Origin of the sequence: Streptomyces sp. NPDC053367, from assembly GCF_044545925.1 — a bacterium.
Lineage (GTDB): Bacteria > Actinomycetota > Actinomycetes > Streptomycetales > Streptomycetaceae > Streptomyces.
Map to the genome: position 1 here is coordinate 251502 of NZ_JBITYN010000007.1, position 22582 is coordinate 274083.

The 22582-nt window shown below is 72.4% G+C and carries 18 protein-coding genes; 9 read left to right on the top strand and 9 right to left on the bottom strand.

The window, feature by feature from the left end; translation table 11 throughout:
- Positions 1-107: 107 nt before the first annotated feature.
- The gene (locus ACIGXJ_RS21170; protein ID WP_399647528.1) at positions 108-1736 is read right to left on the bottom strand and encodes an FG-GAP repeat domain-containing protein; all 1629 of its coding nucleotides are present in this window, start codon (positions 1734-1736) and stop codon (positions 108-110) included.
- Between the two features lie 14 nt (positions 1737-1750).
- On the bottom strand, positions 1751-3529 hold the full coding sequence (locus ACIGXJ_RS21175) for an alkaline phosphatase D family protein (protein WP_399647531.1): 1779 nt from the start codon (positions 3527-3529) through the stop codon (positions 1751-1753).
- Positions 3530-3607: 78 nt separating this feature from the next.
- On the opposite strand from ACIGXJ_RS21175, the gene ACIGXJ_RS21180 reads away from it, so the two are divergent.
- Together ACIGXJ_RS21180 and ACIGXJ_RS21185 are read left to right on the top strand one after the other, a co-directional pair.
- Entirely contained in the window at positions 3608-4279 is a 672-nt protein-coding gene (locus tag ACIGXJ_RS21180) for a DUF4232 domain-containing protein (RefSeq protein WP_399647533.1), read from the top strand.
- A gap of 193 nt (positions 4280-4472) precedes the next feature.
- Positions 4473-4907: a MarR family winged helix-turn-helix transcriptional regulator gene (locus tag ACIGXJ_RS21185; RefSeq protein WP_399648094.1), complete on the top strand. Its 435-nt coding sequence runs from the start codon at positions 4473-4475 to the stop codon at positions 4905-4907.
- Here the strand turns inward: ACIGXJ_RS21185 and ACIGXJ_RS21190 are convergent.
- On the bottom strand, positions 4888-6078 hold the full coding sequence (locus tag ACIGXJ_RS21190; RefSeq protein ID WP_399647536.1) for an MFS transporter: 1191 nt from the start codon (positions 6076-6078) through the stop codon (positions 4888-4890). The genes ACIGXJ_RS21185 and ACIGXJ_RS21190 overlap by 20 nt on opposite strands.
- Before the next feature lie 71 nt (positions 6079-6149).
- Here ACIGXJ_RS21190 and ACIGXJ_RS21195 point away from each other — a divergent pair, with 71 nt between their 5' ends.
- The 3 genes from ACIGXJ_RS21195 (at position 6150) to ACIGXJ_RS21205 (ending at position 8653) form a co-directional block, all read left to right on the top strand.
- Positions 6150-7127, top strand: a complete 978-nt coding sequence (locus ACIGXJ_RS21195; RefSeq protein WP_399647538.1) for an ArsR/SmtB family transcription factor — start codon at positions 6150-6152, stop codon at positions 7125-7127.
- An 80-nt stretch (positions 7128-7207) separates the two neighbouring features.
- A complete protein-coding gene (locus ACIGXJ_RS21200) occupies positions 7208-7714 on the top strand; it encodes a glutathione peroxidase (RefSeq protein ID WP_399647541.1) in 507 nt (168 codons plus the stop codon).
- A 90-nt stretch (positions 7715-7804) separates the two neighbouring features.
- Positions 7805-8653 (top strand): MerR family transcriptional regulator, encoded by an 849-nt coding sequence (locus tag ACIGXJ_RS21205; protein ID WP_399647543.1) that lies wholly within the window; start codon positions 7805-7807, stop codon positions 8651-8653.
- Positions 8654-8812: 159 nt separating this feature from the next.
- Here ACIGXJ_RS21205 and ACIGXJ_RS21210 read toward each other — a convergent pair whose 3' ends face one another.
- From ACIGXJ_RS21210 to ACIGXJ_RS21220, 3 genes are all read right to left on the bottom strand, one after another.
- Complete coding sequence (locus tag ACIGXJ_RS21210) at positions 8813-9004, bottom strand: DUF397 domain-containing protein (protein ID WP_399647545.1); 192 nt, start codon at positions 9002-9004, stop codon at positions 8813-8815.
- Positions 9005-9197: 193 nt separating this feature from the next.
- Entirely contained in the window at positions 9198-10055 is an 858-nt protein-coding gene (locus ACIGXJ_RS21215; RefSeq protein WP_399647548.1) for a helix-turn-helix domain-containing protein, read from the bottom strand.
- Positions 10056-10351: 296 nt separating this feature from the next.
- Positions 10352-11104, bottom strand: coding sequence for a GPP34 family phosphoprotein (locus ACIGXJ_RS21220; protein ID WP_399647552.1), 753 nt, complete (start codon positions 11102-11104; stop codon positions 10352-10354).
- A 213-nt stretch (positions 11105-11317) separates the two neighbouring features.
- Here ACIGXJ_RS21220 and ACIGXJ_RS21225 point away from each other — a divergent pair, with 213 nt between their 5' ends.
- The 3 genes from ACIGXJ_RS21225 (at position 11318) to ACIGXJ_RS21235 (ending at position 17519) form a co-directional block, all read left to right on the top strand.
- The gene (locus ACIGXJ_RS21225; protein WP_399647555.1) at positions 11318-13726 is read left to right on the top strand and encodes a D-alanyl-D-alanine carboxypeptidase; all 2409 of its coding nucleotides are present in this window, start codon (positions 11318-11320) and stop codon (positions 13724-13726) included.
- 171 nt (positions 13727-13897) lie between these two features.
- Positions 13898-15724 (top strand): MFS transporter, encoded by a 1827-nt coding sequence (locus ACIGXJ_RS21230; protein WP_399647558.1) that lies wholly within the window; start codon positions 13898-13900, stop codon positions 15722-15724.
- A gap of 244 nt (positions 15725-15968) precedes the next feature.
- Positions 15969-17519: a sodium:solute symporter family protein gene (locus ACIGXJ_RS21235; protein WP_399647560.1), complete on the top strand. Its 1551-nt coding sequence runs from the start codon at positions 15969-15971 to the stop codon at positions 17517-17519.
- Positions 17520-17571: 52 nt separating this feature from the next.
- Here the strand turns inward: ACIGXJ_RS21235 and ACIGXJ_RS21240 are convergent, their stop codons facing one another.
- Positions 17572-18690 carry an ADP-ribosylglycohydrolase family protein gene (locus ACIGXJ_RS21240; RefSeq protein WP_399647562.1) on the bottom strand — a complete coding sequence of 373 codons (1119 nt, stop codon included), beginning with the start codon at positions 18688-18690 and terminating at the stop codon, positions 17572-17574.
- 131 nt (positions 18691-18821) lie between these two features.
- Between ACIGXJ_RS21240 and ACIGXJ_RS21245 the strand changes: the two genes are divergently transcribed.
- Positions 18822-19334: a DUF2165 domain-containing protein gene (locus ACIGXJ_RS21245; RefSeq protein WP_399647565.1), complete on the top strand. Its 513-nt coding sequence runs from the start codon at positions 18822-18824 to the stop codon at positions 19332-19334.
- Here the strand turns inward: ACIGXJ_RS21245 and ACIGXJ_RS21250 are convergent.
- Positions 19327-19890 (bottom strand): hypothetical protein, encoded by a 564-nt coding sequence (locus ACIGXJ_RS21250; protein WP_399647567.1) that lies wholly within the window; start codon positions 19888-19890, stop codon positions 19327-19329. The genes ACIGXJ_RS21245 and ACIGXJ_RS21250 overlap by 8 nt on opposite strands.
- A gap of 92 nt (positions 19891-19982) precedes the next feature.
- Entirely contained in the window at positions 19983-22568 is a 2586-nt protein-coding gene (locus tag ACIGXJ_RS21255; RefSeq protein WP_399647569.1) for a bifunctional FO biosynthesis protein CofGH, read from the bottom strand.
- Positions 22569-22582 lie beyond the last annotated feature (14 nt).

Here is a 22582-nt window from a genome sequence, read left to right on the forward strand (position 1 = left end):
TATGCCGCCCCAATGGTGCCATTCGAAAGATCACCTGCGATAGGTGGTTTGTGTGATTTCCCCGCGAACCGGCAGGCACGGCAGCGCAGTTGGCGAGGACAGGCCCGCTAGAGCAGGTCGGTCCACACGCTCCAGCCCGAAGTCGCCTTGGTGGCACGGGGCTTGAAGGTGCCCGTGCCTGTGCCGGCGTGGAAGTGGAGGGCGCCGGTGGAGGTGGTGGTCATCAGGTCGGCCTTGCCGTCGCCGTCGGCGTCACCGGGGGAGAAGAGCTTTCTGTACTGCTGCCAGCCCGTGCCGATCCGCACGCGGGTCGCGAAGGGGGCCGACGCCGAGCCGGTGCCCGTCAGGCGCCACAGGGTGCCCGCGGTGTCGCGGGCGAGGACGTCGGGGCGCCCGTCACCGGTGAAGTCGCCGCCCGCGACGAGGGCGTTGTAGCCCTGCCAGCCGGTGGCCACCTGCACGCGTGCGGCGACGGACATGCCGGAGCCGGTGCCCGCGTTGAGGTAGACCGTGCCGGACGAGGTCACGGACAGCAGGTCGCCCTTGCCGTCGCCGGTGAGGTCACCGGGGCCGAGGACACGGGTGTACGACGTCGACCCGCCGGCGATCTCGGGGTCGGAGAGGGCGTAGTACGCCGGGTTCGTCAGCCTGCCGGTGCTCACCGAGTGCACCACCAGGTCGGCGAGCCCCACCTCGCGCAGCGACGAAGCGTAGGCGAGGCGGGTGCTGGACGGGGGCCAGGCGGCGCTGCCCACCAGCAGTCTGCCCGTCAGGCCGCCGGTCCCGGTGACCTGGTAGCTGTAGACCGACCCGGCGGACGTGCGGGCCATGATCCCGTACTTGCCGAAGTGCGGGTTGCTCCCCGCGCCCGCGAACTGCGTGACCTGGCCCCAGCCCTTGCTGCGGGCCTGCCGGGCGCCGAAGGTGCCCCTGCCGTCGCCGGGGAGGAACCACAGGGCGCCCGCGTAGTCCCTGGCCAGCAGGTCCGTACGCCCGTCGCCGTCCCAGTCGCCGCCGCCGAGGAGCTGGTTGTACGTCGCCCAGTCGGCCTTCGGGTCCTTGACGCGGGCGCCGAGGCCGCCGGAGCCGGTGCCTGGGTAGCGGTAGAGGACGCCGGCCGGGGTGCGGGCCAGCAGGTCGCCGACGCCGTCGCCGTTCAGGTCGCCCGCGCCGATCAGCTGGTCGTACTGCTGCCAGCCGGTGCCGAGCCCCACCCGCCCGCCGAAGGCGCCCGTGCCCGTGCCCGGGTGGAAGTAGAGGGCGCCGGACGGGGTGCGGGCCAGCAGGTCGGGCCTGCCGTCGCGGTTCAGGTCGCCCGGGGCGGTGACCTTGTTGTAGATCTGCCAGCCCGTGGCGACCGTACGGTACGAGCCGAGGCCGCCGGGAGTGCGGGCGTAGACGCCGGGGTGCAGGCGCAGGGTGCCGGTGGGGCTCAGGGTGAGCACGTCCTGGGTGCCGTCGGAGTCCACATCGCCGGGGGTCAGGACGTCCTTGACCTTGGCCAGGTCCGAGTCGAGCGCCATCGTCTCGGCCGCACCGGTGTTGACGTACAGCTGGCCCGCCACGTTGCGGTAGACGAGGTCGGACGTGCCGTCGGCGTCGAAGTCGGCGCGTACCGGGGTGACCGCGTCCGCGTCGCCGGGCAGCGCCGCGAAGACGCCCGCCGCCGCGAGTGCCGTTGCCGCGGCGAGCAGTGCCTTCAGGGCGGGGCGGCGCCGGGATCGGGTGGGGGACACGGTCTCTCCTGGGGTCAGGCGGTGGGGGACGCGGCGGCGGTCTCGGGCTCGCCCTGAACGCCGGTCCGGCGGACGCCCGGCACCCCGGCGTCCACGCGGAACGTCGCCGCGGTGGTCGTGGTGCCGTCCCGGGTCAGCACGGTGGACATCGTCCGCAGCCGTGCGTCGATGCCGCTCGCGGTGAGGTCGAGCAGCAGATAGCCGCGCCGCGCGTCGATGATCTTCCAGTGCGGGTTGTCCGCCAGCTTGGGCGCCCATTCGGCGGCGAAGGCGTCCAGGTCCTCGTCACCGTTGCTGGAGATGGACGTGCCGACGAACTCCGCGCCGACCACCTTCGAGGCGGGATCGGCGTAGTCGAGCTTGAGGTCGCTGACGATGGTGCGGTGCCGGTCGCCGGACAGGACGACCGGGTTGCGGACGGCGGGGAACTCCGCGAGCAGCGCCGCGCGTTCCTTCTGGTAGCCGTCCCAGGCGTCGTACGACCACTCCTTGCCCTCGCCGGCCAGGAAGTCGGTCTCGGCCATCATCACCTGCGAGGCGATGAGGTTCCAGGCCGCACCGGACTCCTTCATGCTCTTGACCAGCCAGTTCCGCTGGGTGTCGCCCATGATCACGCGGCCGGTCTGCTGGGCGCCCGCGGCGTCGGCGGCCTGGTCGTCGCGGTATTGCCGGGTGTCCAGGACGTGCAGCCGGGCGAGGGCGCCGAAGTCGAGGCTGCGGTACATCAGCGCGTCGGGGCCGCTGGGCTTCTGCGCGGTGCGGATCGGCATGTGCTCGTAGAAGGCCTGGAAGGCGGCAGCGCGGCGGGCCAGGAACTTCTCGGGCGGCCAGGCGACGGGGTCGTTCGCCACGTCCCCGGCCCAGTCCTGCTCGACCTCGTGGTCGTCGAAGACGGCGACGAAGGGCGCGGCGGCACGCATCGCCCGCAGGTCGGGGTCGGTGCCGTACTGCTCATGGCGGGCCCGGTACTGGGCGAGTGTGACGGGCGCCCCCGCGCCTTCGTGGCGGCGTACGCGATAGGAGTAGGCGGAGCTCTCGTAGATGTAGTCGCCGACGAACAGCACCAGGTCCGGCTGCTGCTCCCGCATGTCCCGGTAGGCGGTGAAGTAGCCGTGCTGCCAGTTCTGGCAGGAGGCGAGCGCGATACGCAGCCGCTCGGGGACGGCACCGGCCGCCGGAGCGGTGCGGGTGCGGCCGGTGGGGGACGTTCGGCCGAGGGCCTTGAACCGGTACCAGTAGCCGGTGGCCGGGCTCAGACCCGTGACGTCGACGTGGACGCTGTGCCCGAGGGCGGCACCCGCGGTGGCCGTGCCGCTTCTGATGATCTGCGTGAAGCCGCTGTCGGCGGCGACTTCCCAGGTCACGGGGACGCTCGGGGGCAGGATGCCGGAGTGGCCCGGCTGGGCGGGGGTCAGCCGGGTCCACAGCACGACGGCGGTGGGCAGCGGGTCGCCGGAGGCGACGCCCAGCTTGAACACGGTGCCGCTGACGGTCGCACCGGGCCCGGCCGGCGAGGCCGGGCCGCCCACGGACGCCGACGCGTCGCCCGGCGGCAGCTGTCCGGCCACCACCACGCCCGCGGCGCCCAGAGTGACGGCTCCGGCACCGAGGAAGCGTCTGCGGCGGATGCCGTCGTCGCTGCCGCCGGCACGCGACACGCGGCGGACACCGTCGTCACCGGTTCCCCCAGCGCGGCGAACACCGTCGTCACCGGTTCCCCCAGCGCGGCGGACGCCGTCGTCGCCGACACCCGTAGCGCGGCGCATGCCGTCGTCGCTGTCGCTGGCGTCCACAGCGCGCCCTTCCCTTCAGGCGGTGCGCTGCGCAGCGCCGGTGAACCGATCGGGCGGGAGTCTAATACCCTCGGTTTCATGCGCCGAGCTTTGATCTCCGTGTCCGCGGCCCTGCTGCTCGCGGGGGCGGCGGGCTGCTCGTCGTCGCCCTCGGGCACGGCGGACGGCCGGGGTGAGAGGCCCGCTCCGGCGCCGTCCGGTACGGCTTCCACCGGCGCCCCGCGGACCGGTGGCTCCGTGGTCCCCGGCGCGAGCGGGCAGGCGCCTGCCGGGAAGGGCACGGCCACCTCCACGGGCACGCCCACGGCCACTCCCTCACCGCCCCCCGGCGTCCTCTACGGCACCGACCGGCTCCCCACCCCGGCCGCCGACCACTGCCGTACGGAGCATCTGACGGCGGTGGCCCGCAGCACGGGCACCGGCAGCGCCTCGGTCGAGCTGACGAACAAGGGCCCGGGCGACTGCACGCTGCGGGGCTTCCCCTCGCTGCTCTTCGTCGGCGCGTCCGGCCGTACCGAGCTGCCGGTCGACTGGGCCGGGGCCGCGGAGGACGCCGCCGAGGTGACCCTCTCCCCCGGCGAGGCGGCCGCCGCCGGGCTGACCTTCACCAGTCTCGGCGAGTGCGAGCCGGTCACCCGCCTCGACGTGGTCCCGCCCGGCGAGTCGCGCCCGCTCGGGCCGGCCTTCGGCAACCCGGTCCGGATCTGTGACACCGGCGTCCGGGTCACCGCGTTCGCGCCCGCGGGCTGAGCCGCCGACGGGGTCGGGGAGCAGGCCGGCCACGTCCGCCGCAGGCCCCCCACCGACGAGTCGCGTGTCCTGTTCGACTGCTTCGAGCGGGCGGCGCGGGCCTTCGCGGAGGCGGCCGAGGATCTACGGCGGGACCGGACAGCCGGCTGACGGCCGTTAGGCTTCCCTCATGGCACAGGCCGATGGCGGGCGGATGAGCGTGGTGACGGCGTTGGTGCGGTCCTCGTACCTGGTGAACGCCGTGTACGCCGATGCGAGCCACGCGTACGGACTGACCCCGCAGCAGGGCAAGCTGTTGTGCGTGCTGATGCCGCAGCCGTACGGGATGCGCGAGCTGGGCGACATGCTGGGGCTGGCGAAGTCGAGCCTGACCGGGCTGGTGGACCGGACGGCACAGCGCGGCCTGGTGCGCAGGGAGGCCGACCCGCGCGACGGCCGGGCCGTGCGGGTGGCGCTGACGGAGGAGGGCGCCCGGCTGGCCGAGGAGTTCTACGACGACGCCTGCCGCCGCATCGACGAGCTGCCCTCGGGCCTGAGCGCGCAGGAGCGCGACCGGCTGGCCGCGCTCCTGGCCCGCGTGGTGGAGGACAACAAGGTGCCCGAGGTGTTCATCGACCCGCAGGGCTGAGCCTCACGGGCCTTCGGGAGGCGCGGCCGAGGCCGGCCAGCGTGAGCGTCACCGCGAGGGACGCGGCCGCCGTCACCGTCATCGCGAGTGCGGGAGAGGTCAGTTGGGCCATCGCGCCCGCGAGCGCCGCGCTCATGCCCTGCGTGGTGAGCATCCCGGCGGAGTGCAACCCGAGCGCGTGGCCCGCCAGTTCGTCCGGTGTCAGCGCCATCAGCCGCTCCTGCTGGATTAGGCTCGCCCCGAACCCGACGGAAGCCACGCACGCGGCCACGCCCGCCCAGACCACGCCCGGCCGCAGGGCGAAGAACAGATACGGCACGGCCAGCAGCACCAGCAGCGGCGTGGCCAGCCGGGCCCGCACCCCGGGCCGCAGCAGACGGCCGACCGTCACATCGCCGACGAACATCCCCAGCGCCCCGCACGCGAACAACACCCCCGCGGCGCCGGGCGCGTAGGAGACGTAGAGCGACTCGCAGCCGACGACGAGGCCGTTGGGGATCCACAGGCCCAGGTAGGTGAGACGGCGTGGCCGCGAGGACCACAGCAGGGCGTTCGTCCGCCGGGTCGCCCGCGCCGACGGCCGACCCCCCGCACGCGGCGGACGGTCGGTCAGGCCCAGCCGGGCACCGAGGGCCGACATCGCGTACAGCGCCGCCGCGAGCAGCAGACAGGAGCGCGGGGACACCACCGTCAGCAGGGTGCCGCCGACCGCGAATCCGGTGATCTGCATCAGCCCGGAGAGCATGTTGAACACCGAACGCCCCAGCAGATAGCCGTCCTTGGCGAGGATCTCGTTCAGCAGCCCCCACCGCACGCCCCCGCCCAGCGACGCGACCAGCCCCAGCACGAGCACCACCGCGAAGACCGCCCCCACCGGCAGACCGGGCAGCGCCGTCACCGCCGTACCGGCCGCGAAGGCCAGACCGATGCCGGTCAGCGCCCGTCTCGGGGGCAGCCGGTCGGCGCCCGACAGCAGGACGGTCGCCCCGAGCACCTGGGCCAGCTGGGGGCCGAACATGCTCACCGCCGACAGCAGCGGCGAGCCGGTGACCCGGTACACGAGCGTGGCGAGCGCCAGACCGCCGATCGCCTGGGCCGCGGTGTGGGCGGCGGAGGACAGGAAGAAGGGCGTGAACTCCGCGGTGCGGAACAGGTCCCGGTAGCTGCGCATGCACGGAGTCTGGGAGTGACGGCCGTGCCGTCGTTATTGTTTCGCCGGTACGCGAAAGGTGGTGCTCCGCCGTGGGGTGGTGGCAGGTCAACGCCGACACGCTCGCCGGGAGCCGGTTCGTGCTGTCCCCGCTCGCCGAGACCTTCGCGAGCCTGAAGCTGCTGCACGCGGGCGTGCCCTCGCACCCGGGCGAGCGCGCGTGGCTGCGCCGCCATCTGCCCGGCTACCGCGCCCGCCTCGCCGCCGACCCGGTCACCGCGCTGCTGGTGCGCTCCGGGCTCGGCCGCGAGTGGATCGCCGACTTCCTCACGCCGACCCCCCGCGGCGACGAGCCCTTCGGGGCGGAGGTCGCCCGGGTGCGCGCCGCCCGGCCCGAGGACGCCCGCGCGCATGTGCGGATGTCCCTCGCCGGGCCGCTGCCGGACGCCCTGGAGCGGGACGACCTGCCGGCGCGGGCGGCCGGGCTTCTGGAGTACGTGTGGGACGAGACGGTGTCGCCCGACTGGGAGCGGCGCCGGCGCATCCTGGAGGCGGACGTGGCCGCCCGGACCGCGCAGGTCAGCCGGGGCGGCTGGGCGGCCGTACTGGATGCCCTGCGGCCCGGCACGCGGTGGCTCGGCGAGAACCGGCTGCAGGTCAACGCGCACGAGTATCCGCCCCGGGAGATCGCGGGGGCCGAGCTGGTGTTCGTGCCGGTCACCCCCAGGGCGGGCTGGGTCTCCTGGGAGGAGCGGGCCCGTCACGAGGAGCGGGCCCGTCACGCGGTGGTGTACCCGGCGAGCGGGGTGCTCGCCCCGGGGCGGACGCCCGCGGGTCTCGGCGCGCTGCTGGGCGCCTCCCGGGCCGCCGTGCTGGTGCGGCTGGCCTCGCCGATGAGCACGACGCAGCTCGTCGCCGTGACCGGGCAGGGGCTGGGGTCGGTGGGGCGGCATGTGCGGGTGTTGCTGGTCGCGGGGCTGGTGGAGCGGCGCCGGGCGGGGCGGTCGGTGCTGTACTCGCGTACGGCGGCCGGGGACGTGCTGGTGAAGGCCGCCTCCGACCAGGGGTGATCACCGGGCGTCCGCGGCCGGCGGCCGTATGCCGTCGCCCGAGCCGGGCCCGACCCAGTGAAGGCCCTAAGCTCCGGGGCATGACTAGTGAACTCGGTGCCACCTCTCCCCTCTCCGTCTCCATCGGCGCGCTCACCGGCGGGCCCGCGGACCTCGGTGCGTATCTCGGCAAGGTCGTTCTCCTCGTGAACGTGGCCTCGAAGTGCGGGCTGACCCCGCAGTACAACGGGCTGGAGAAGCTGCAGGAGCAGTACGCGGACCGCGGTTTCACCGTGGTCGGGGTGCCCTGCAACCAGTTCATGGGCCAGGAGCCGGGGTCGGCCGAGGAGATCGCCGAGTTCTGCTCGGCGACGTACGGGGTGACCTTCCCGATGACCGAGAAGGTCGAGGTGAACGGCGAGGGCCGGCACCCGCTGTACGAGCGGCTGGTCGGCTTCGCGGACGCCGAGGGGTACAGCGGGGACATCCGCTGGAACTTCGAGAAGTTCCTGGTCGGCCGGGACGGCGAGGTCGTGGCCCGGTTCTCGCCGCAGACCGAGCCGGAGGCGCAGGAGATCGTGGCCGCGCTGGAGCGGGCGCTCGGCTGACACCGGTTGACCTTGCCCCTGGGGCAGGGCGGAGCGTGCTCCTCGCCGGGCGGACAGGCCGTCCGGCGACGGAGGACGAGGCTGCGTGAGATGGACGACGACCTGCTGACCATCGGGGCGTTCGCCGCGCGGGCCCGGCTGTCGGCCAAGGCGCTGCGGCTGTACGACCGGCTCGGGCTGCTCACCCCGGACCGGGTCGACGCGGCCACCGGGTACCGCTACTACCGGGCCGACCAGGTGGAGCGGGCCCGGCTGGTGGCGCTGCTGCGGCAGCTGGACATGCCGCTCGCCCGGATCGCCGAGGTGGCCGGCGCCGAGGGCGCCGAGGCGGCCGCGCTGCTCGCCGCGTACTGGGCGGACGTGGAGGCGCGGTTCGCGTCGCAGCGGACGCTGGCCGAGTACCTCCGTGGACGTCTTTCGGGGAGGAGCTCCGAGATGTACGGAAAGTTCACGGTGGAGACGGCCGAGGTGCCCGCGCAGGTGGTGCTGGCCGAGTCCCGGCACATCCTGGCGGAGGAGCTGCCGGTGTGGATCCCGGCCGCGCTGGGCCGGCTGGAGGAGGCCGCGGCGGGCTGCGGGGGTGTGGCGGGACCGCCGTACGTCGTCTACCACGCCGAGGTGTCGGCGGAGAGCGACGGCCCCGTGGAGGCGTGCGTGCCGGTCGTCGACGAGGCGGCGGCACGGGCGTGGGCGGCGGCCCGGGGGCGGACCCGCCAGGCGTCGGTGCGGGTGGAGCCCGCGCGGCGGCTGGCGTACACCCGGATCACCAAGGCGCAGGTCGTGTATCCGCAGATCGTGGCCGCGTTCGAGGCGGTCGAGGAATGGATGAGGCGGGAGGGACTCGCCTACGACGGTCCGTGCCGGGAGGTCTACTTCGCCGACTGGGACGCGGCCGGGCCCGAGGACCCGGTGTGCGACGTGGCGTTCCCGGTGCGGTGACCGCGTGACGCCCGGCGCCGGACGGAGCGGTCCGTCCGGCGCCGGGCACAGGCCGAGCCCCCTCGGCAAGGACGGCGAACTCGTCGAGAGGGCTCTTCACGCGGTGCTTGTCGTGCCTTTGAGGTTGTGGTCATCGGCGGAGGATCGGAAGACCCTCCCTCACGCCTTGACCGACGTCACGAACGCCTGCCACGCGTCCGCCGGGAAGGCGAGGGTCGGGCCGTCGGTGACCTTGGAGTCACGCACGGCCAGAGCGGCGGGGACAGGGGACTTGACCTCGACGCACGCGCCGTTGCCCTGGGAGTAGGACGACTTGATCCACGTGTCCGTCGAACCCTGCTTGATTGCCATGTTCACTCCGGTCGGTTCCGTAGGCGAGTTGCTGCATTCGCGCCAACCCCCGTGCTCGATTGGCGTGATCGACGCTACTCGCCAACTCCACCGTCCGGAGCAGCCATTCACCCGACCGGATGACATATTCCAGAGGGACTTCCGCCAAGGTCGTTCACCGGTGTACTGTCCGGCATTTCATGTCCAGAGGGGCTCAGCTCGCGTAGTCCTTGGCGACCTTCGCGATGAACTCCCGCGTCTGCTCGACGTTCAGCGCCTGTGCCCTCAAGTGCTCGTACATCACGCTGTACTTGGACACGTCCTGCGCCTTCTCCAGGTACAGGTCGCTGGTCACGCCCTCGATGTACACCACCGTCGAGTCGGCGGCGTCGGGGAACTCCAGAATCGCGTACTGGCCGCTCACGCCCGGGTGCGCACCCATGGAGAACGGAATCACCTGCACGGTGACGTGCGGCAGCTGCACGGCCTCCAGCAGGTACTCCAGCTGCTCGATCATCACCTGCTTGTTGCCGACCTCGCGGCGCAGCGCGGCCTCATCCACCACCGCCCACAGCCGGAGCGGGTTGTCGGCCGCGGAAATACGTTCCTGCCTGCGCATGCGCACCTGGACGCGGCGCTCGATGTCGGCCGGCGCGGCCTCCGGCAAGGCGCCCGCGATCAGCGCCTCGGCGTAGCTGCGCGTCTGCAGCAGACCGGGCACGACCTGCGGGTCGTAGACCCTGAGACTCGCGGCGTCGGTCTCCAGGCCGATGTAGACGCTGTACGGGACGTCGCCGAAGGCGTGCCACCAGCCTTGCTGGCGGGAGTCCTTGGCCATCTGCATCAGCGAGTCGACGACCCGCTGGTCCTCCACCTCGTAGACCCCGCACAGGTCGCGGACGTCGCGCTGGCTGATACTGCGCCGTCCGTTCTCCAGGCGGCTGATCTTCGACTGGGAGACCAGCAGCCGCTCCGCCACCTCTTCCGCGGTCATGCCTTTGAGCTCACGGAGTCTGCGCAGCTCCTGGCCCAGCCGGCGCCTCCTGACGGTGGGATTGACATTGGACGCCACGGGACGTGCACCTCCGGCTGCTGCCTGTACTTAACACTTTGCGTATCTGCTGCTGAGCAGACTGCCACCAAGGTGCTTACTACCGCTGGGAAACGGGGGATATGCGCCAGGTGCACGTCAGTGAACGCAGGACGGCCGTTTCCGGACACGCCCGAGCGGGGTGGCACGACCGTGCGGTCGTACCACCCCGCTCGAACAGCGGCTCCCGTGACCGGGCTTGAGGGGTCGTGCGGCGGTGCTGGTTCGAGTCGGCGCCGGGCGGCGCCGTGTTGCGGGTGCTGCCGTGGGACTGCGGCTCAGTGGGCCACGGCACGCGCCATGGGGCTGCGGTGCGGCTGCAACGGAACACCGTGGGCGGGTTCCGTCGCGGTCCTGGCCGTGGCGGGTTGACGGCCCGCCTGGGCCGGGCTGCGGCGCGGCTGCGCGGCCACGCCGTTCTGGACGTCCATGACGGCGTGCGCCACCAGTCCGCCCATGGGGTCGTGCCGGATCAGATCCCGCAGCCGGGAGCGCGAGGAACGGCCCTCGTTGCCCGGATACAGGTGCTTGCCGAGGCCGACCGCGTGTGCCAGTGCGGCGAGCGCCGCGGTCCGCGGGTCCGGCGGTACGCCGGTGCGGATCGCCGAGTCCAGCCGTGCCTTGATCTCACGGCTGATGGCGTTGTCCGTCGCCTGGTAACGAGTCGTCGGCAAGACTCCGCACATCTGGCCCTCCACGGCATGCACCATGCCGCAGCGCTCCAGATGCGAGAGGTAGGTCTGGCGGAGCCCGAGACGCGGCCCGCCTATCCAGTGGACCGCCCGCACGGGAGCGCCGCGCCTGCGCAGCAGCTCCAACGCACAGTCCAGTGTCGGATCTCCAGTCGGCCGTGGAACCACCACGGCGATACGATCCCCGTCTGGGGCTATCCGTCCGGCCAGCGCCAGCTCCACTAGCTGTGCTCCGGCCAGACCGAGGTCGAGCGACTGCGGCTGTGCAGTGGTACCCGTCGTCGGGTCCAATGCCAGCAGCAGAAGCTCCTCCGGAAGTGTTCTGCGGCTCCTGCCCATCCATGCCTCCCCGCGTGGATGAATGACAGGGTGACCCCTCTCACATTGGTCTGTCGAGGGTGCGTGACCTGTTTGTAAGGGAACCGGCAGGTATGTCGTTCTCGTCTACCGCGTTGGTCAGGCCCACACACAGGACACTGGTACATGGTTCGGACAGCGGCTGGGCCGCGTGTCCGGGCGGCGGTTCACGGTTCGTTTCAACAGGAGGCATCGGTGGCGGGCGAGTCCCCCGACAGGTCGAAGCAGCGCGAGTCGTCGGCAGAACCGACGCCGGGGAGCGCGCGTCCGGTTCCCGAAGCCAGGTCCGAGTCGCGCGACCCGCGCCTCGCGGTCACCCGCGAGTCCGAGCCGGACACGGCCACGAAGATCCTCTCCCTCCCCAAGGACACCCCCGCCCCCGCCCCCGACGAGGACGACACCCGCCTGCGCGCCGCGGTCGCCGCATGGGTCACGAAGGCGGACCAGGACACGGAGGAGCCGGCCTCCGGGGAGCCGGCCGAGGAGGCGCAGCAGGACGCCGAGGAGCCTCGCGGGGCGGCGCAGGCCGCGGACGGCGAGGGCGCCGGCGAGAAGGCCGAGGAGAGCCCCGAGGCCGAGGACTCCGACCCGGAGGCCGAGGCGGACTCGGTGGAGGGCTCGGAGGGCACGGAGGGCACGGAGGGCTCGAAGGAGGAGGCCGAGGCCGACACGGAGGACGCGGAGGGGGAGGCCGAGGCTGACGCGGAGGACGCGGAGGAGAACGCCGAGGCGGACTCCCAGGCTGACGCTGAGCCGGCCGCCGACGGCGACGACGAGCCCGCGGCCGCCGACGGCGAGGACGCCCCGCAGGGGTCACCGGCAGCCGACGACGAGAGCCGCCGCACGGGTGGTGCGGGTGGGAACACCACGGCCGAAGGCGAAGCCGAGGCCGACCGGGCCCCCGCCGAGCCCGCGGACAGCGACCCTCAGACCCCCGCCGAGCCCGCGGACAGCGACCCGCAGACCCCCGCCGAGCCCGCGGACAGCGACCCGCAGACCCCCGCCGAGCCCGCGGACAGCGACCCGCAGACGCCCGCCGGGGCCGGGGTCGACCAGCCGACCACCATGTTCAAGGCCGTCCGGCCGAAGCCGCAGGTCGACCAGCCCACCACCATGCTCAAGCTCGGCGACGCGGCCCCCAAGCCCCGGCCGAAGGCCGACCCGAAGGCCGACCCGAAGGCCGAGCCGAAGCCCGAGCCCAAGGCCGACCCGGCGCCGGAGCCCGCGCCGCAGGAGCGCACCAGCAAGTTCGTCGCCCTCAAGCCCGCCGACCCGCCCCAGCCCGCGCAGCAGGAGCGCACCACCCAGCAGCCCCTGCCGCCCAAGCCGCCGCTGGACCTGCTGGCCGAGCTGACGAACACCCCGCCGCCCCCGCAGACCCCCCTGCGAACGGCGGTGCGCCGCGTCAAGATCTGGACCCCGCTGGTCCTGCTGCTTCTCGTGGTCTTTGCGGTCGTACAGTCCATGCGCCCGCTCCCGGCGCCGGAGCTGACCCTGACCGCGAAGGACAGCTACACGTTCGCCGGGGACCTCCAGGGCATGCCGTGGCCGCAGGAGGGCCAGGGCGCGCTGGACGTCCAGGGCATCGGCTCGTTCGGCTCGTCCGGCGAGCAGAAGCCCGTGCCGATCGCGAGCGTCGCCAAGGTCATGACGGCGTACCTGATCCTGCGCGACCACCCGCTCAAGAGCGGCGCCGAGGGCCCGATGATCAAGGTCGACAAGGCCGCCGAGGAGCAGGCCTCCGCGGACGGGGAGTCGACCGTGAAGGTGACGGCCGGTGACTCGATCTCCGAGCGCGAGGCCCTGGAGAGCATCCTGATCGCCTCCGCGAACAACGTCGCCCGCCTCCTCGCCCGCTGGGACGCCGGCTCGGAGAAGGGCTTCGTGGCGAAGATGAACGCCGCCGCCGCGGACCTCGGCATGACGAACACGACGTACACCGACCCCTCGGGCCTGAACGACACCACCGTCTCCACGGCCGTGGACCAGGTGAAGCTGGCCAAGGCCGCGATGAAGGAGCCCGCGTTCCGCGAGGTGGCGGCGATGATGGAGTACTACGACTACAAGGGCGACAGGCACCCCAACTGGAACCAGCTGGTCGGCAAGAACGACGTCGTCGGCATCAAGACCGGCACCACCACCTCCGCCCGCGGCAACCTGGTCTTCGCGGCGAAGAAGGAGGTCGGCGGCGAGACCCGCACCATCGTCGGCGCGGTCCTGCGCCAGCCGGAGGGCGGCTTCGACAACACGATCCTGCAGGGCGCCCTGTCGGCCGGCGACAAGCTGATCCGGGCCGCGCAGGAGCGGCTGGAGTCGGCGACGATCCTGAAGAAGGGCAGTGTCGTCGGGTACGTCGACGACGGCCTCGGCGGCCGTACCCCGGTCGTCGTGACGAAGGACGTCACCGCGGTCGGCTGGGCGGGCCTCGAGGTGGAGCTGAACTTCGCCGCCGACGACCTGCCGCACACCGCGAAGGCCGGCACCCAGGTCGGCACGCTCACCGTCGGTGACGGCAGCGCGGCCGGCGCGGTCAAGGTACCGGTCGCCCTGCAGGGCGAACTGGTCGAACCGGGCTGGACGGACAAGCTGACCCGTATCGCCTGACCTGCACGGACCTCGCCGGGCCCGTCGACGGCACCCGCCCCGGGTGCGGTCGGCGGGCCGCGTGCTAGCGTCACGAAACGGGACAAGGTCGCCGGCCGTGGAGACATGGCCGTGAAGTCTGCGGGAACCCGCGGCCGACAGCAGAAGACGGGACACGGGGAGTGCCAACAGGTGGCCACTGCGGAGCCGACACGCGCCGACGAGACCGGTCCGGGCCCGGACGCCGGCCCGCGAATACCGCTGCCCGCGCCTGAGGAGCCCCCCACCCGCGCCCGCCGTGCCGTGGCCGCCGTCCGCGAGAGGTTCCTGCGCCACCCGGTCCTCGCGTTCACCGCCCTGTCGGGTGTTCTGCACATCGTCTGGTTCTTCACCTTCGCGAACAGTGGCGGCGACCTCGCCGCGCAGGACGCGTGGGCGGAGTTCGTCGGCCGCCACCCGGCCTCGGCGTACAACCTCGCCTGGTACGGCGGCATGCACCCGGTGTCCTACAGCGTGGTGTCGCCGTATCTGATGTCGGTCCTCGGTGTCCGTACGACGATGATGATCGCCGGGACGGTGTCCGCGGGCCTGCTGACGCTGGTGCTGATGCGCAGCCGCGCGGTGCGCAACCCGCTGTGGGCCTCCCTGGCCGGGCTGTTCGCCTTCCTGTGCAACGCGGCCTCGGGCCGGGTGACGTTCGGGCTCGGCACGATGTTCGCGCTGGGCGCGGTCGCGGTGGTGTTCTGCTGGCCGTACAAGTGGCGCTACAAGCGGTGGGCGAAGGCGCTGTGCGCGGCCCCGCTGGCGGCGCTGGCCACCATGTCCTCGCCGGTGGCGGGCCTGTTCGTGGGTCTGGTCGCGGCGGCGCTGTTCCTGCAGAAGCGGCTGCCGGGCGCCTGGGCGCTGGGGCTCGGGCCGACCGCGGTGGTGGCGGTGTCGGCGTGGGCGTTCCCGTTCTCCGGCACACAGCCGATGTCGTTCGCGTCGGCGTTCCTGCCGCTGGTCTTCTCGGCGGTGGTCTTCGCGGTCGTACCGCGGGCCTGGAAGACCGTGCGGATCACGGCCGCGGTGTACGGGCTGGCGGTGCTGATGGTGTGGGTGATCAGCTCGCAGATCGGCTCGAACATCACCCGGCTGGCGATGCTGTTCGCGGGTGTGACGCTGCTGGCGGCGCTGCCGTTCGCGGTGCCGCGCTCGCGCAAGTGGTACGCGATCGTGGTGGCGTTCGCCGGGTTCACGGTCTGGATCGGCTTCAAGTCGGTCGACGACATCGTGCACACCACCCCGGAGGCGTCCTGGGCGCGCGAGCTGGCGCCGCTGGTCAACGAGCTGCAGGAGATCGGCGCCGGCCAGGGCCGGGTGGAGGTCGTGCCGGCCCGCTCGCACCGCGAGGCCTCCGCGCTCGCGCCGTACGTGAACCTGGCCCGCGGCTGGAACCGGCAGGCCGACATGGAGCGCAACCCGCTCTTCTACGACGACACCCTGAACTCGGCGAACTACCACGACTGGCTCGGCCGCTGGGCGGTGCACTACGTGGTGCTGCCCCAGGGGGAGCCGGACGGGGAGGGCGCCGCGCGGGAGCGGGAGCTGGTGCAGCGCGGGCTGCCGTATCTGCGGCAGGTGTGGGGCGACGCGAACTGGCAGCTGTTCGCGGTGACCGACCCGACCCCGCTCGCTGACCCGCCGGCCACGGTGGACCGGGCCGACCAGGACGAGATGACCCTGACGGTGTCCGAGCCTGGCCGCATCCTCATCCGCATCCCGTACTCCCCGTGGCTGAAGCTGGTCGACGCCGACGGCAAGGGCGTGGAGGGGCCGCGGGAGACGGAGGAGTCCGAGGAGCGGCCCGAGGGCGAGCCGAAGACGTACGAGAACGTGAACGGCTGTCTGATGGAGACCGAGGAGGACGCCCTCGGCGTGGAGTGGACCGAGCTCCTCGCCCCGCGCGCGGGCACCTACCGCATCGCCTCGCCCTACGAGCTGCCCCGCGGCACGCCGTGCCCGGAGGAGCTGCGCTGAACCGGCGCAGCCTGCCGGCGTAGACCGGCTCGCCCCTGGGCCGTTCCTGGGATCGGACGGGGCGGGGACGCTCACCGCACAGCCACTGCTGGTCAGCGTACCGGAGTCGGCGCGACGGGTTCATGAATGTGAACTCGGGACATCACCTCGAATGATTTTACCTGCCCTTGACCTATCGCCGCCTTGTCGTGCTCACGCACGACCACCCACGATGAGCGCCGGGCTGATCCCTGGGAGGGCGCACATGAACGGTCTCGACTGGGCCGTGCTCATCGGCTATTTCGGCGTGATGGTGGCCATCGGCGTCTGGTCGCACAAACGCGTGGACAACGTCAGCGACTTCTTCACCGCGGGCGGCAAGATGCCGTGGTGGCTGTCCGGCATCTCGCACCACATGTCGGGCTACAGCGCGGTGATGTTCACCGGCTACGCCGGCATCGCCTACACCTACGGCGTCACGTCCTTCGTGACCTGGTCCTTCCCCATCGCCCTCGGCATCGCCATCGGCTCGAAGCTGTTCGCGCCGCGGATCAACCGGCTGCGCTCACGGCTTCATGTGGCCTCGCCGCTGGAGTACCTGAAGAACCGCTACGACCTGAAGACGCAGCAGGCACTGGCCTGGTCGGGCATGCTGCTGAAGATCGTGGACGTGGGTGCCAAGTGGGCGGCGATCGCGACCCTGCTGTCGGTGTTCACGGGCGTGTCCCTGAACCAGGGCATCCTCATCACCGGCGGCATCACGGCCATCTACTGCACGATCGGCGGCCTGTGGGCCGACGCGCTCACCGAGCTCGGCCAGTTCGTCATCCAGCTCCTCGCCGGCATCGCGATGTTCGTCGCCGTGGTCATGGAGCTGAACGACAAGGGCATCGGCTTCTTCGGCGCCTGGGACGAGCCGGAGCTCCAGGGGCACGGGGAGCCGCTGGTCGGACCGTACGGGACGGTCTTCCTCCTGGCCTTCCTCTTCATCAAGCTGTTCGAGTACAACGGCGGCATGCTCAACCAGGCCCAGCGCTACATGGCGACGCCGTCGGCGCGCGAGGCCGAGCGGTCGGCGCGGCTGTCGGCGGTGCTGTGGCTGGTGTGGCCGGTCGTGCTGTTCTTCCCGATGTGGATGTCACCGCTGCTGGTCGAGGCGCAGAAGCCGGACGGGTCCGACTCGTACGGCCTGATGACCGAGCAGCTGCTCCCGCACGGTCTGCTGGGCCTGGTCATCGTCGGGTTCTTCTCCCACACCATGGCCATGTGCTCCTCCGACGCCAACGCCATCGCGGCGGTGTTCACCCGTGACGTGGCGCCGGTCGTCTCCGCCAAGGCGCGCGGCTGGAGCGAGCGGAGCGGACTGATCGCCGCGCGGCTGACGACCGTGGTGTTCCTCGCCCTGTCCATGGCGGTGGCGACGCAGGTCAACTCGCCCGCCTTCAAGGACATCATCACCGTGGTGATCAAGTGGGTGGCCGGGCTCATGGGCCCGATCGCGATCCCGATGATGCTGGGGCTGCTGCGGCCGTTCCGCCGCTCGGGCCCGACGGCGGCGCTGACCAGCTGGGCGATGGGGCTGCTGACCTTCTGGCTGGTCAACTACCCGATCCACTGGAACGTCGACGGCGGAGTGCCGTTGCAGTACCAGGTGTCGATCCCGCTGGCGGTCTCGCTGGTGCTGTACGTGGTGATCGGGTTCGTCAGGCCCGAGGACACGCCGGAGCGGATGGCGATCATCGAGCGGGTCAACACGGACGGCGACGGGGTCGCGGCGGTTCCCGCCCAGACGGCGAAGGAGCGGGTGGCCGACTGATCATTGCCGTCTGCGGGCCGTACATGGCTGGTCGCGCGGTTTCCCGCGACCCTCAGGGCGTCCTCGGATAGCGCGCCAGCCACCCCGGGGACGAACCCGCAGGCCCGTGCAGGGCGGGCCCCTGGGTCATCTCCATGGCGAAGTCGTCGGCCAGTTCCAGGATGGTGGGACGGCCCTCCAGCTCGGCCAGCCAGGCCGGCGGGAGGGCCGTTTCGCCGTGCAGGGCGCCGAGGAGACCGCCGGTGAGGCAGGAGGTGGCGGCGGAGGGGCCGCCGTGGTTGACGGCGAGACGGAGACCGTGGCGGACGTCCTCGGCGACGAGGGCGCAGTAGACGGCGGCGGACAGCACCTGCTCGGCGGAGCCGGTCGCCGCGAGCTCCTCGACCCGGCCCGGGGCGGGGATGCCCTGGCGGACGGCGCCGAGGGCCTGTTGGAGGGCCTCGTTGACCTGCTGGTGGCCGGGCCGGGCGGCGAGCAGGCCCATGGCGCGCTGGACGGCACCGTCGAGGCTGTCGCCGCGGGCGAGGGCGTGCACGACGACGGCGTAGGCACCCGCGGCGAGGCCGGCGGCGGGGTGGCCGTGGGTCTGGGCGGCGCACTCCAGGGCGAGCTGCACGACGAGCTGCGGCTCCCAGCCGACCAGCAGCCCGAAGGCCGCCGACCGCGCCGCCGCCTCGGGCCCGGCCGCACCCGGGTTCTTCGGCGCCTCCAGGGTGCCCATCGTGTCGTCGCCGAGCCCGAGCAGCAGCGGCCTGGTGGGCCCGCGCCGGGCGTACAGCCACTCTTCCCGGGCCAGCCAGCCGTCGTCCTTGCGCCGCAGGTCGGGTCCCCAGTCGCGCTGGGTGGCCGCCCAGCGCAGATACGCCCGGTGCAGATCGGTCGGCGGATGCCAGGCCCCGGTGTCCCGCCGCACCTGCGCCCGGATCAGACCGTCCACGGTGAACAGCCCGAGCTGCGTCAGATGACTGACGGCCCCCCGCCGCCCGAACGCCGGCACGAGATCCACGACCCCGTCCGCCCCGTGCGCCTCACGTATCCCGTCCAGCCCCAGCCCGTCGACCGGCAACCCCAGCGCATCCCCGACAGCGGCCCCCAGCAACGTGCCCCGCACCCTGCTCCGAAAGTCCTGCTGCTCGACCCGCCCCCACACAGCCCCGGCTGCCGCACCCACCAGAACCTCCAGGGGACCGTCCGTATGTACGACGTTCAGCACTGTAATCGACTCGGGACGATCGGTTCAGGACACAATGTGCGTGGTCGTCCCAGGTGGATCACTCGGCTCAGCAGGGCAGGATGGCTGTCATGTCCACCAATAAAACCGACCACGCCTCTGTACTCCCTCTGGCAGCAGGCGTGTTGACCGCGGTCGCCGCGCTCTACATCGCCCTCGTGGCCCTCGGCAACATCACCGACTTCGGGACCAACCAGCAGTTCGTGCGGCATGTGCTGGCGATGGACACGACGTTCAAGGACGAGGATCTGATGTGGAGAGCCGTGACCAGTACGGCGCTTCAGGACGCGGCGTATGTGGCGATCATCGTCTGGGAGACGGTGAGCGCGCTCGTGCTGATCGGGGCGTCCTGGCTGTGGGCGCGGCGGCGGTTCGAGGTCGCGCGGCGGGTGTCCACGTACGGGCTGCTGATGCTGATGCTGCTGTTCGGGGCCGGGTTCGTCGGGATCGGGGGTGAGTGGTTCGCGATGTGGCAGTCGGCGGACTGGAACGGGCTGGACGCGGCGACGCGGGTGTTCCTGATGAGCGGTGTGGTGCTGGTCGTCGTGCAGCTCACCGCTCGGGAGGGCGCAACGGCTAGCTGACCACCCGCACCGGCGTCCCCGCCGTCGCGAAGGCCCACAGGGTGTCGCCGGGGGTCTTCGCGATGCGGATGCCGCCGGTCCTGCGGCCCTGGGCGGGCGGCGGGGAGGAGCCGTCGAGGGCGTTGGAGAAGGCGATGTCGATGCCGTCCTTGTTGGCGAAGAACACCACGTGCTCGATCGGCACCCCGTCGGAGCCGGTGGTCGTCTCGGTGCGGGTGCCGACCTTGTAGCGGCCCGGGTCCGGCGCGACCGTGCCGGGCCAGACGGTGAAGGACGCGCGCACGGCGTCGCTGGCGTCGATCAGCCAGACCCGGTGCCGGGTGAGGGAGTACACGATCCGCCGCCCGGTGCCGGAGCCGGCCGGCGCGGCGGGCGGGGCGCTCTCCGTCGCCCTGGGCTTCGGCTCCGCGCTCGCGGAGGCCGAGACGCTCGGCCTGGCCGCCGTCGGCTCGGGGCGCGGGCCCTGGTCGGCCCGTACGGCGAGGACGGCGACCACGGCGACCGCGCCCGCGGTCAGTCCGGTGACCCAGGCCCACGAGGGCAGTCGGGCAGACACGGGCGCATCTCCTCAGTCGCTCAATCGCTCGGGCGGCCCACCGAGGCCCCCGGGTCGGATCATCGTACTGCCAGCCGGGGGCGCTCCCTCCCTCAGTCCAGCACCGGCAGCAGCTCCGGCAGGTGCCCGTCGGAGGCGGCCGCGGCCCGCTGCCGTTCCTCGGGCACCTCGCCGTACAGGGTGGTGCGCGGCTTCGCCGGGCGGCCGGCCGCCCGCGCCACCGCGACCAGGTCCCGCACCGACTTGTAGGAGCCGTACGACGAGCCGGCCATCCTGGAGATCGTCTCCTCCATCAGCGTGCCGCCCAGGTCGTTCGCGCCCGAGCGCAGCATCTCCGCCGCGCCCTCGGTGCCGAGCTTGACCCAGCTGGTCTGGATGTTGGGGATCCAGGGGTGCAGGAGCAGGCGGGCCATCGCGGTCACCGCCCTGTTGTCCCGCAGGGTCGGGCCGGGGCGGGCGATGCCGGCCAGGTACACGGGCGCGTTGGTGTGGATGAAGGGGAGCGTCACGAACTCCGTGAAGCCGCCCGTCTCGCGCTGGATGCCCGCCAGGGTGCGCAGGTGGCCCAGCCAGTGGCGGGGCTGGTCGACATGGCCGTACATCATCGTCGACGAGGAGCGGATGCCCAGTTCGTGGGCGGTGGTGACGACCTCGATCCATGTCGCCGTCGGCAGCTTGCCCTTCGTCAGGACCCAGCGGACCTCGTCGTCGAGGATCTCCGCCGCCGTGCCCGGGATCGAGTCGAGGCCCGCTTCCTTCGCGGCCGTCAGCCACTCGCGGATCGACATGCCCGTGCGGGTCGCGCCGTTGACGACCTCCATCGGCGAGAAGGCGTGCACGTGCATGCCGGGGACACGGGACTTCACCGCCCTCGCGATGTCGAAGTACGCGGTGCCGGGCAGGTCCGGGTGGATGCCGCCCTGCATGCACACCTCGACCGCGCCGACGTCCCACGCCTGCCGGGCCCGGTCGGCGACCTGCTCCAGCGACAGCGTGTACGCGTCGGCGTCCGTCCTGCGCTGGGCGAAGGCGCAGAAACGGCAGCCGGTGTAGCAGACGTTGGTGAAGTTGATGTTCCGCGTGACGATGTACGTCACCTCGTCGCCCACCGCCGACTTGCGTACGTCGTCCGCGACCCGGCACAGCGCGTCCAGCGCGGGCCCGTCCGCGTGCAGCAGCGCCAGCGCCTCCGCGTCCGTCAGCCGCGTCGGGTCGTCGGCGGCGGTCGCGAGGGCCTGCCGTACGTCGGTGTCGATGCGCTCCGGCGCCATGCCGGGCGCGGCGGCCTCGCGCAGGGCGTCCCAGTCGCCGTACACCTCGTCGAAGTCGTCGCGGCGGTCGGAGGTACGGCCCTCGGTGTCGATGGAGGCGTGCAGATCGGTCCGTCCGGACGGCACGAACACCTCCTCCGGCTCCTGCCACGGCAGCCCCCGCACAGGTGCCTCCGCCCGCGCCAGGCCCGTCTCCGGGTCCGCCAGCGCCGCCACGTGCGGACGCAGCCGCGGGTCCAGCCAGGGCTCGCCGCGCCGCACGAACTCCGGGTAGACACACAGGCGTTCACGCAGCTCGAAGCCCGCGGCCCGGGACCTCGCCGCCAGTTCCTCGATCTGCGGCCAGGGACGCTCGGGGTTGACGTGGTCGATGGTCAGCGGGGACACCCCGCCCCAGTCGTCGACGCCGGCCGCGATCAGCCGCTCGTACTCGCCCTCGACGAGGTTCGGCGGGGCCTGGAGGCAGGCGCCCGGACCCATGATGTGCCGGGCGACGGCCACCGTGGCGACCAGGTCGTCCAGTTCGGCGTCCGGCATGCCGCGCATGGCCGTGTCCGGCTTGGCGCGGAAGTTCTGGATGATCAGCTCCTGGATGCCGTGGTAGGCGCGGGAGACCTTGCGGAGGGCGAACAGGGACTCCGCGCGCTCCTCGTACGTCTCACCGATGCCGATCAACAGACCCGAGGTGAAGGGGACCGAGGACCGGCCCGCGTCCTCCAGCACCCGCAGCCGTACGGCGGGTTCCTTGTCCGGGGAGCCGTGGTGCGGGCCGCCCGGCTCCGACCACAGCCGCGTCGCCGTCGTCTCCAGCATCATGCCCATGCTCGGCGCGACCGGCTTGAGCCGCTGGAAGTCGGTCCAGGACATCACCCCGGGGTTGAGGTGCGGCAGCAGGCCCGTCTCCTCCAGGATGCGGATGGAGATCGCGCGGACGTAGGCGATGGTGTCGTCGTAGCCGTGCGCGTCGAGCCACTCGCGCGCCTCGGGCCAGCGGTCCTCCGGCTTGTCGCCGAGGGTGATGAGGGCTTCCTTGCAGCCGAGGGCCGCGCCCTTGCGGGCGATGTCCAGCACCTCGTCCGGCGACATGAACATCCCGTGCCCCGCCCGCCGCAGCTTGCCGGGGACCGTGACGAACGTGCAGTAGTGGCACTTGTCCCGGCACAGCCGGGTCAGGGGTATGAAGACGCTCTTCGAGTACGTGATGACACCGGGCCGTCCCGCCTGCGCGAGCCCCGCGTCCCGCACCCGGCCCGCCGACGCGACGAGGTCGTCGAGCGCCTCGCCGCGCGCCCGCAGCAGTACGGCCGCCTCGGTGACGTCCAGGGCGACGCCGTCACGGGCGCGTCTGAGGGCGCGACGCAGAGAGTTCTCGGTCGGGCCGGATCCGGGGGCCGCGGAAGTCGTCATCCTTCGAGGATACG

Excerpts from the sequence above, each read along its gene's own strand:
- ACIGXJ_RS21180 (WP_399647533.1), top strand. The coding sequence starts at position 3,608 with ATGCGCCGAGCTTTGATCTCCGTGTCCGCGGCCCTGCTGCTCGCGGGG.
- ACIGXJ_RS21185 (WP_399648094.1), top strand. The coding sequence starts at position 4,473 with ATGAGCGTGGTGACGGCGTTGGTGCGGTCCTCGTACCTGGTGAACGCC.
- ACIGXJ_RS21190 (WP_399647536.1), bottom strand. The coding sequence starts at position 6,078 with ATGCGCAGCTACCGGGACCTGTTCCGCACCGCGGAGTTCACGCCCTTC.
- ACIGXJ_RS21200 (WP_399647541.1), top strand. The coding sequence starts at position 7,208 with ATGACTAGTGAACTCGGTGCCACCTCTCCCCTCTCCGTCTCCATCGGC.
- ACIGXJ_RS21205 (WP_399647543.1), top strand. The coding sequence starts at position 7,805 with ATGGACGACGACCTGCTGACCATCGGGGCGTTCGCCGCGCGGGCCCGG.
- ACIGXJ_RS21210 (WP_399647545.1), bottom strand. The coding sequence starts at position 9,004 with ATGGCAATCAAGCAGGGTTCGACGGACACGTGGATCAAGTCGTCCTAC.
- ACIGXJ_RS21220 (WP_399647552.1), bottom strand. The coding sequence starts at position 11,104 with ATGGGCAGGAGCCGCAGAACACTTCCGGAGGAGCTTCTGCTGCTGGCA.
- ACIGXJ_RS21235 (WP_399647560.1), top strand. The coding sequence starts at position 15,969 with ATGAACGGTCTCGACTGGGCCGTGCTCATCGGCTATTTCGGCGTGATG.
- ACIGXJ_RS21245 (WP_399647565.1), top strand. The coding sequence starts at position 18,822 with ATGTCCACCAATAAAACCGACCACGCCTCTGTACTCCCTCTGGCAGCA.
- ACIGXJ_RS21255 (WP_399647569.1), bottom strand. The coding sequence starts at position 22,568 with ATGACGACTTCCGCGGCCCCCGGATCCGGCCCGACCGAGAACTCTCTG.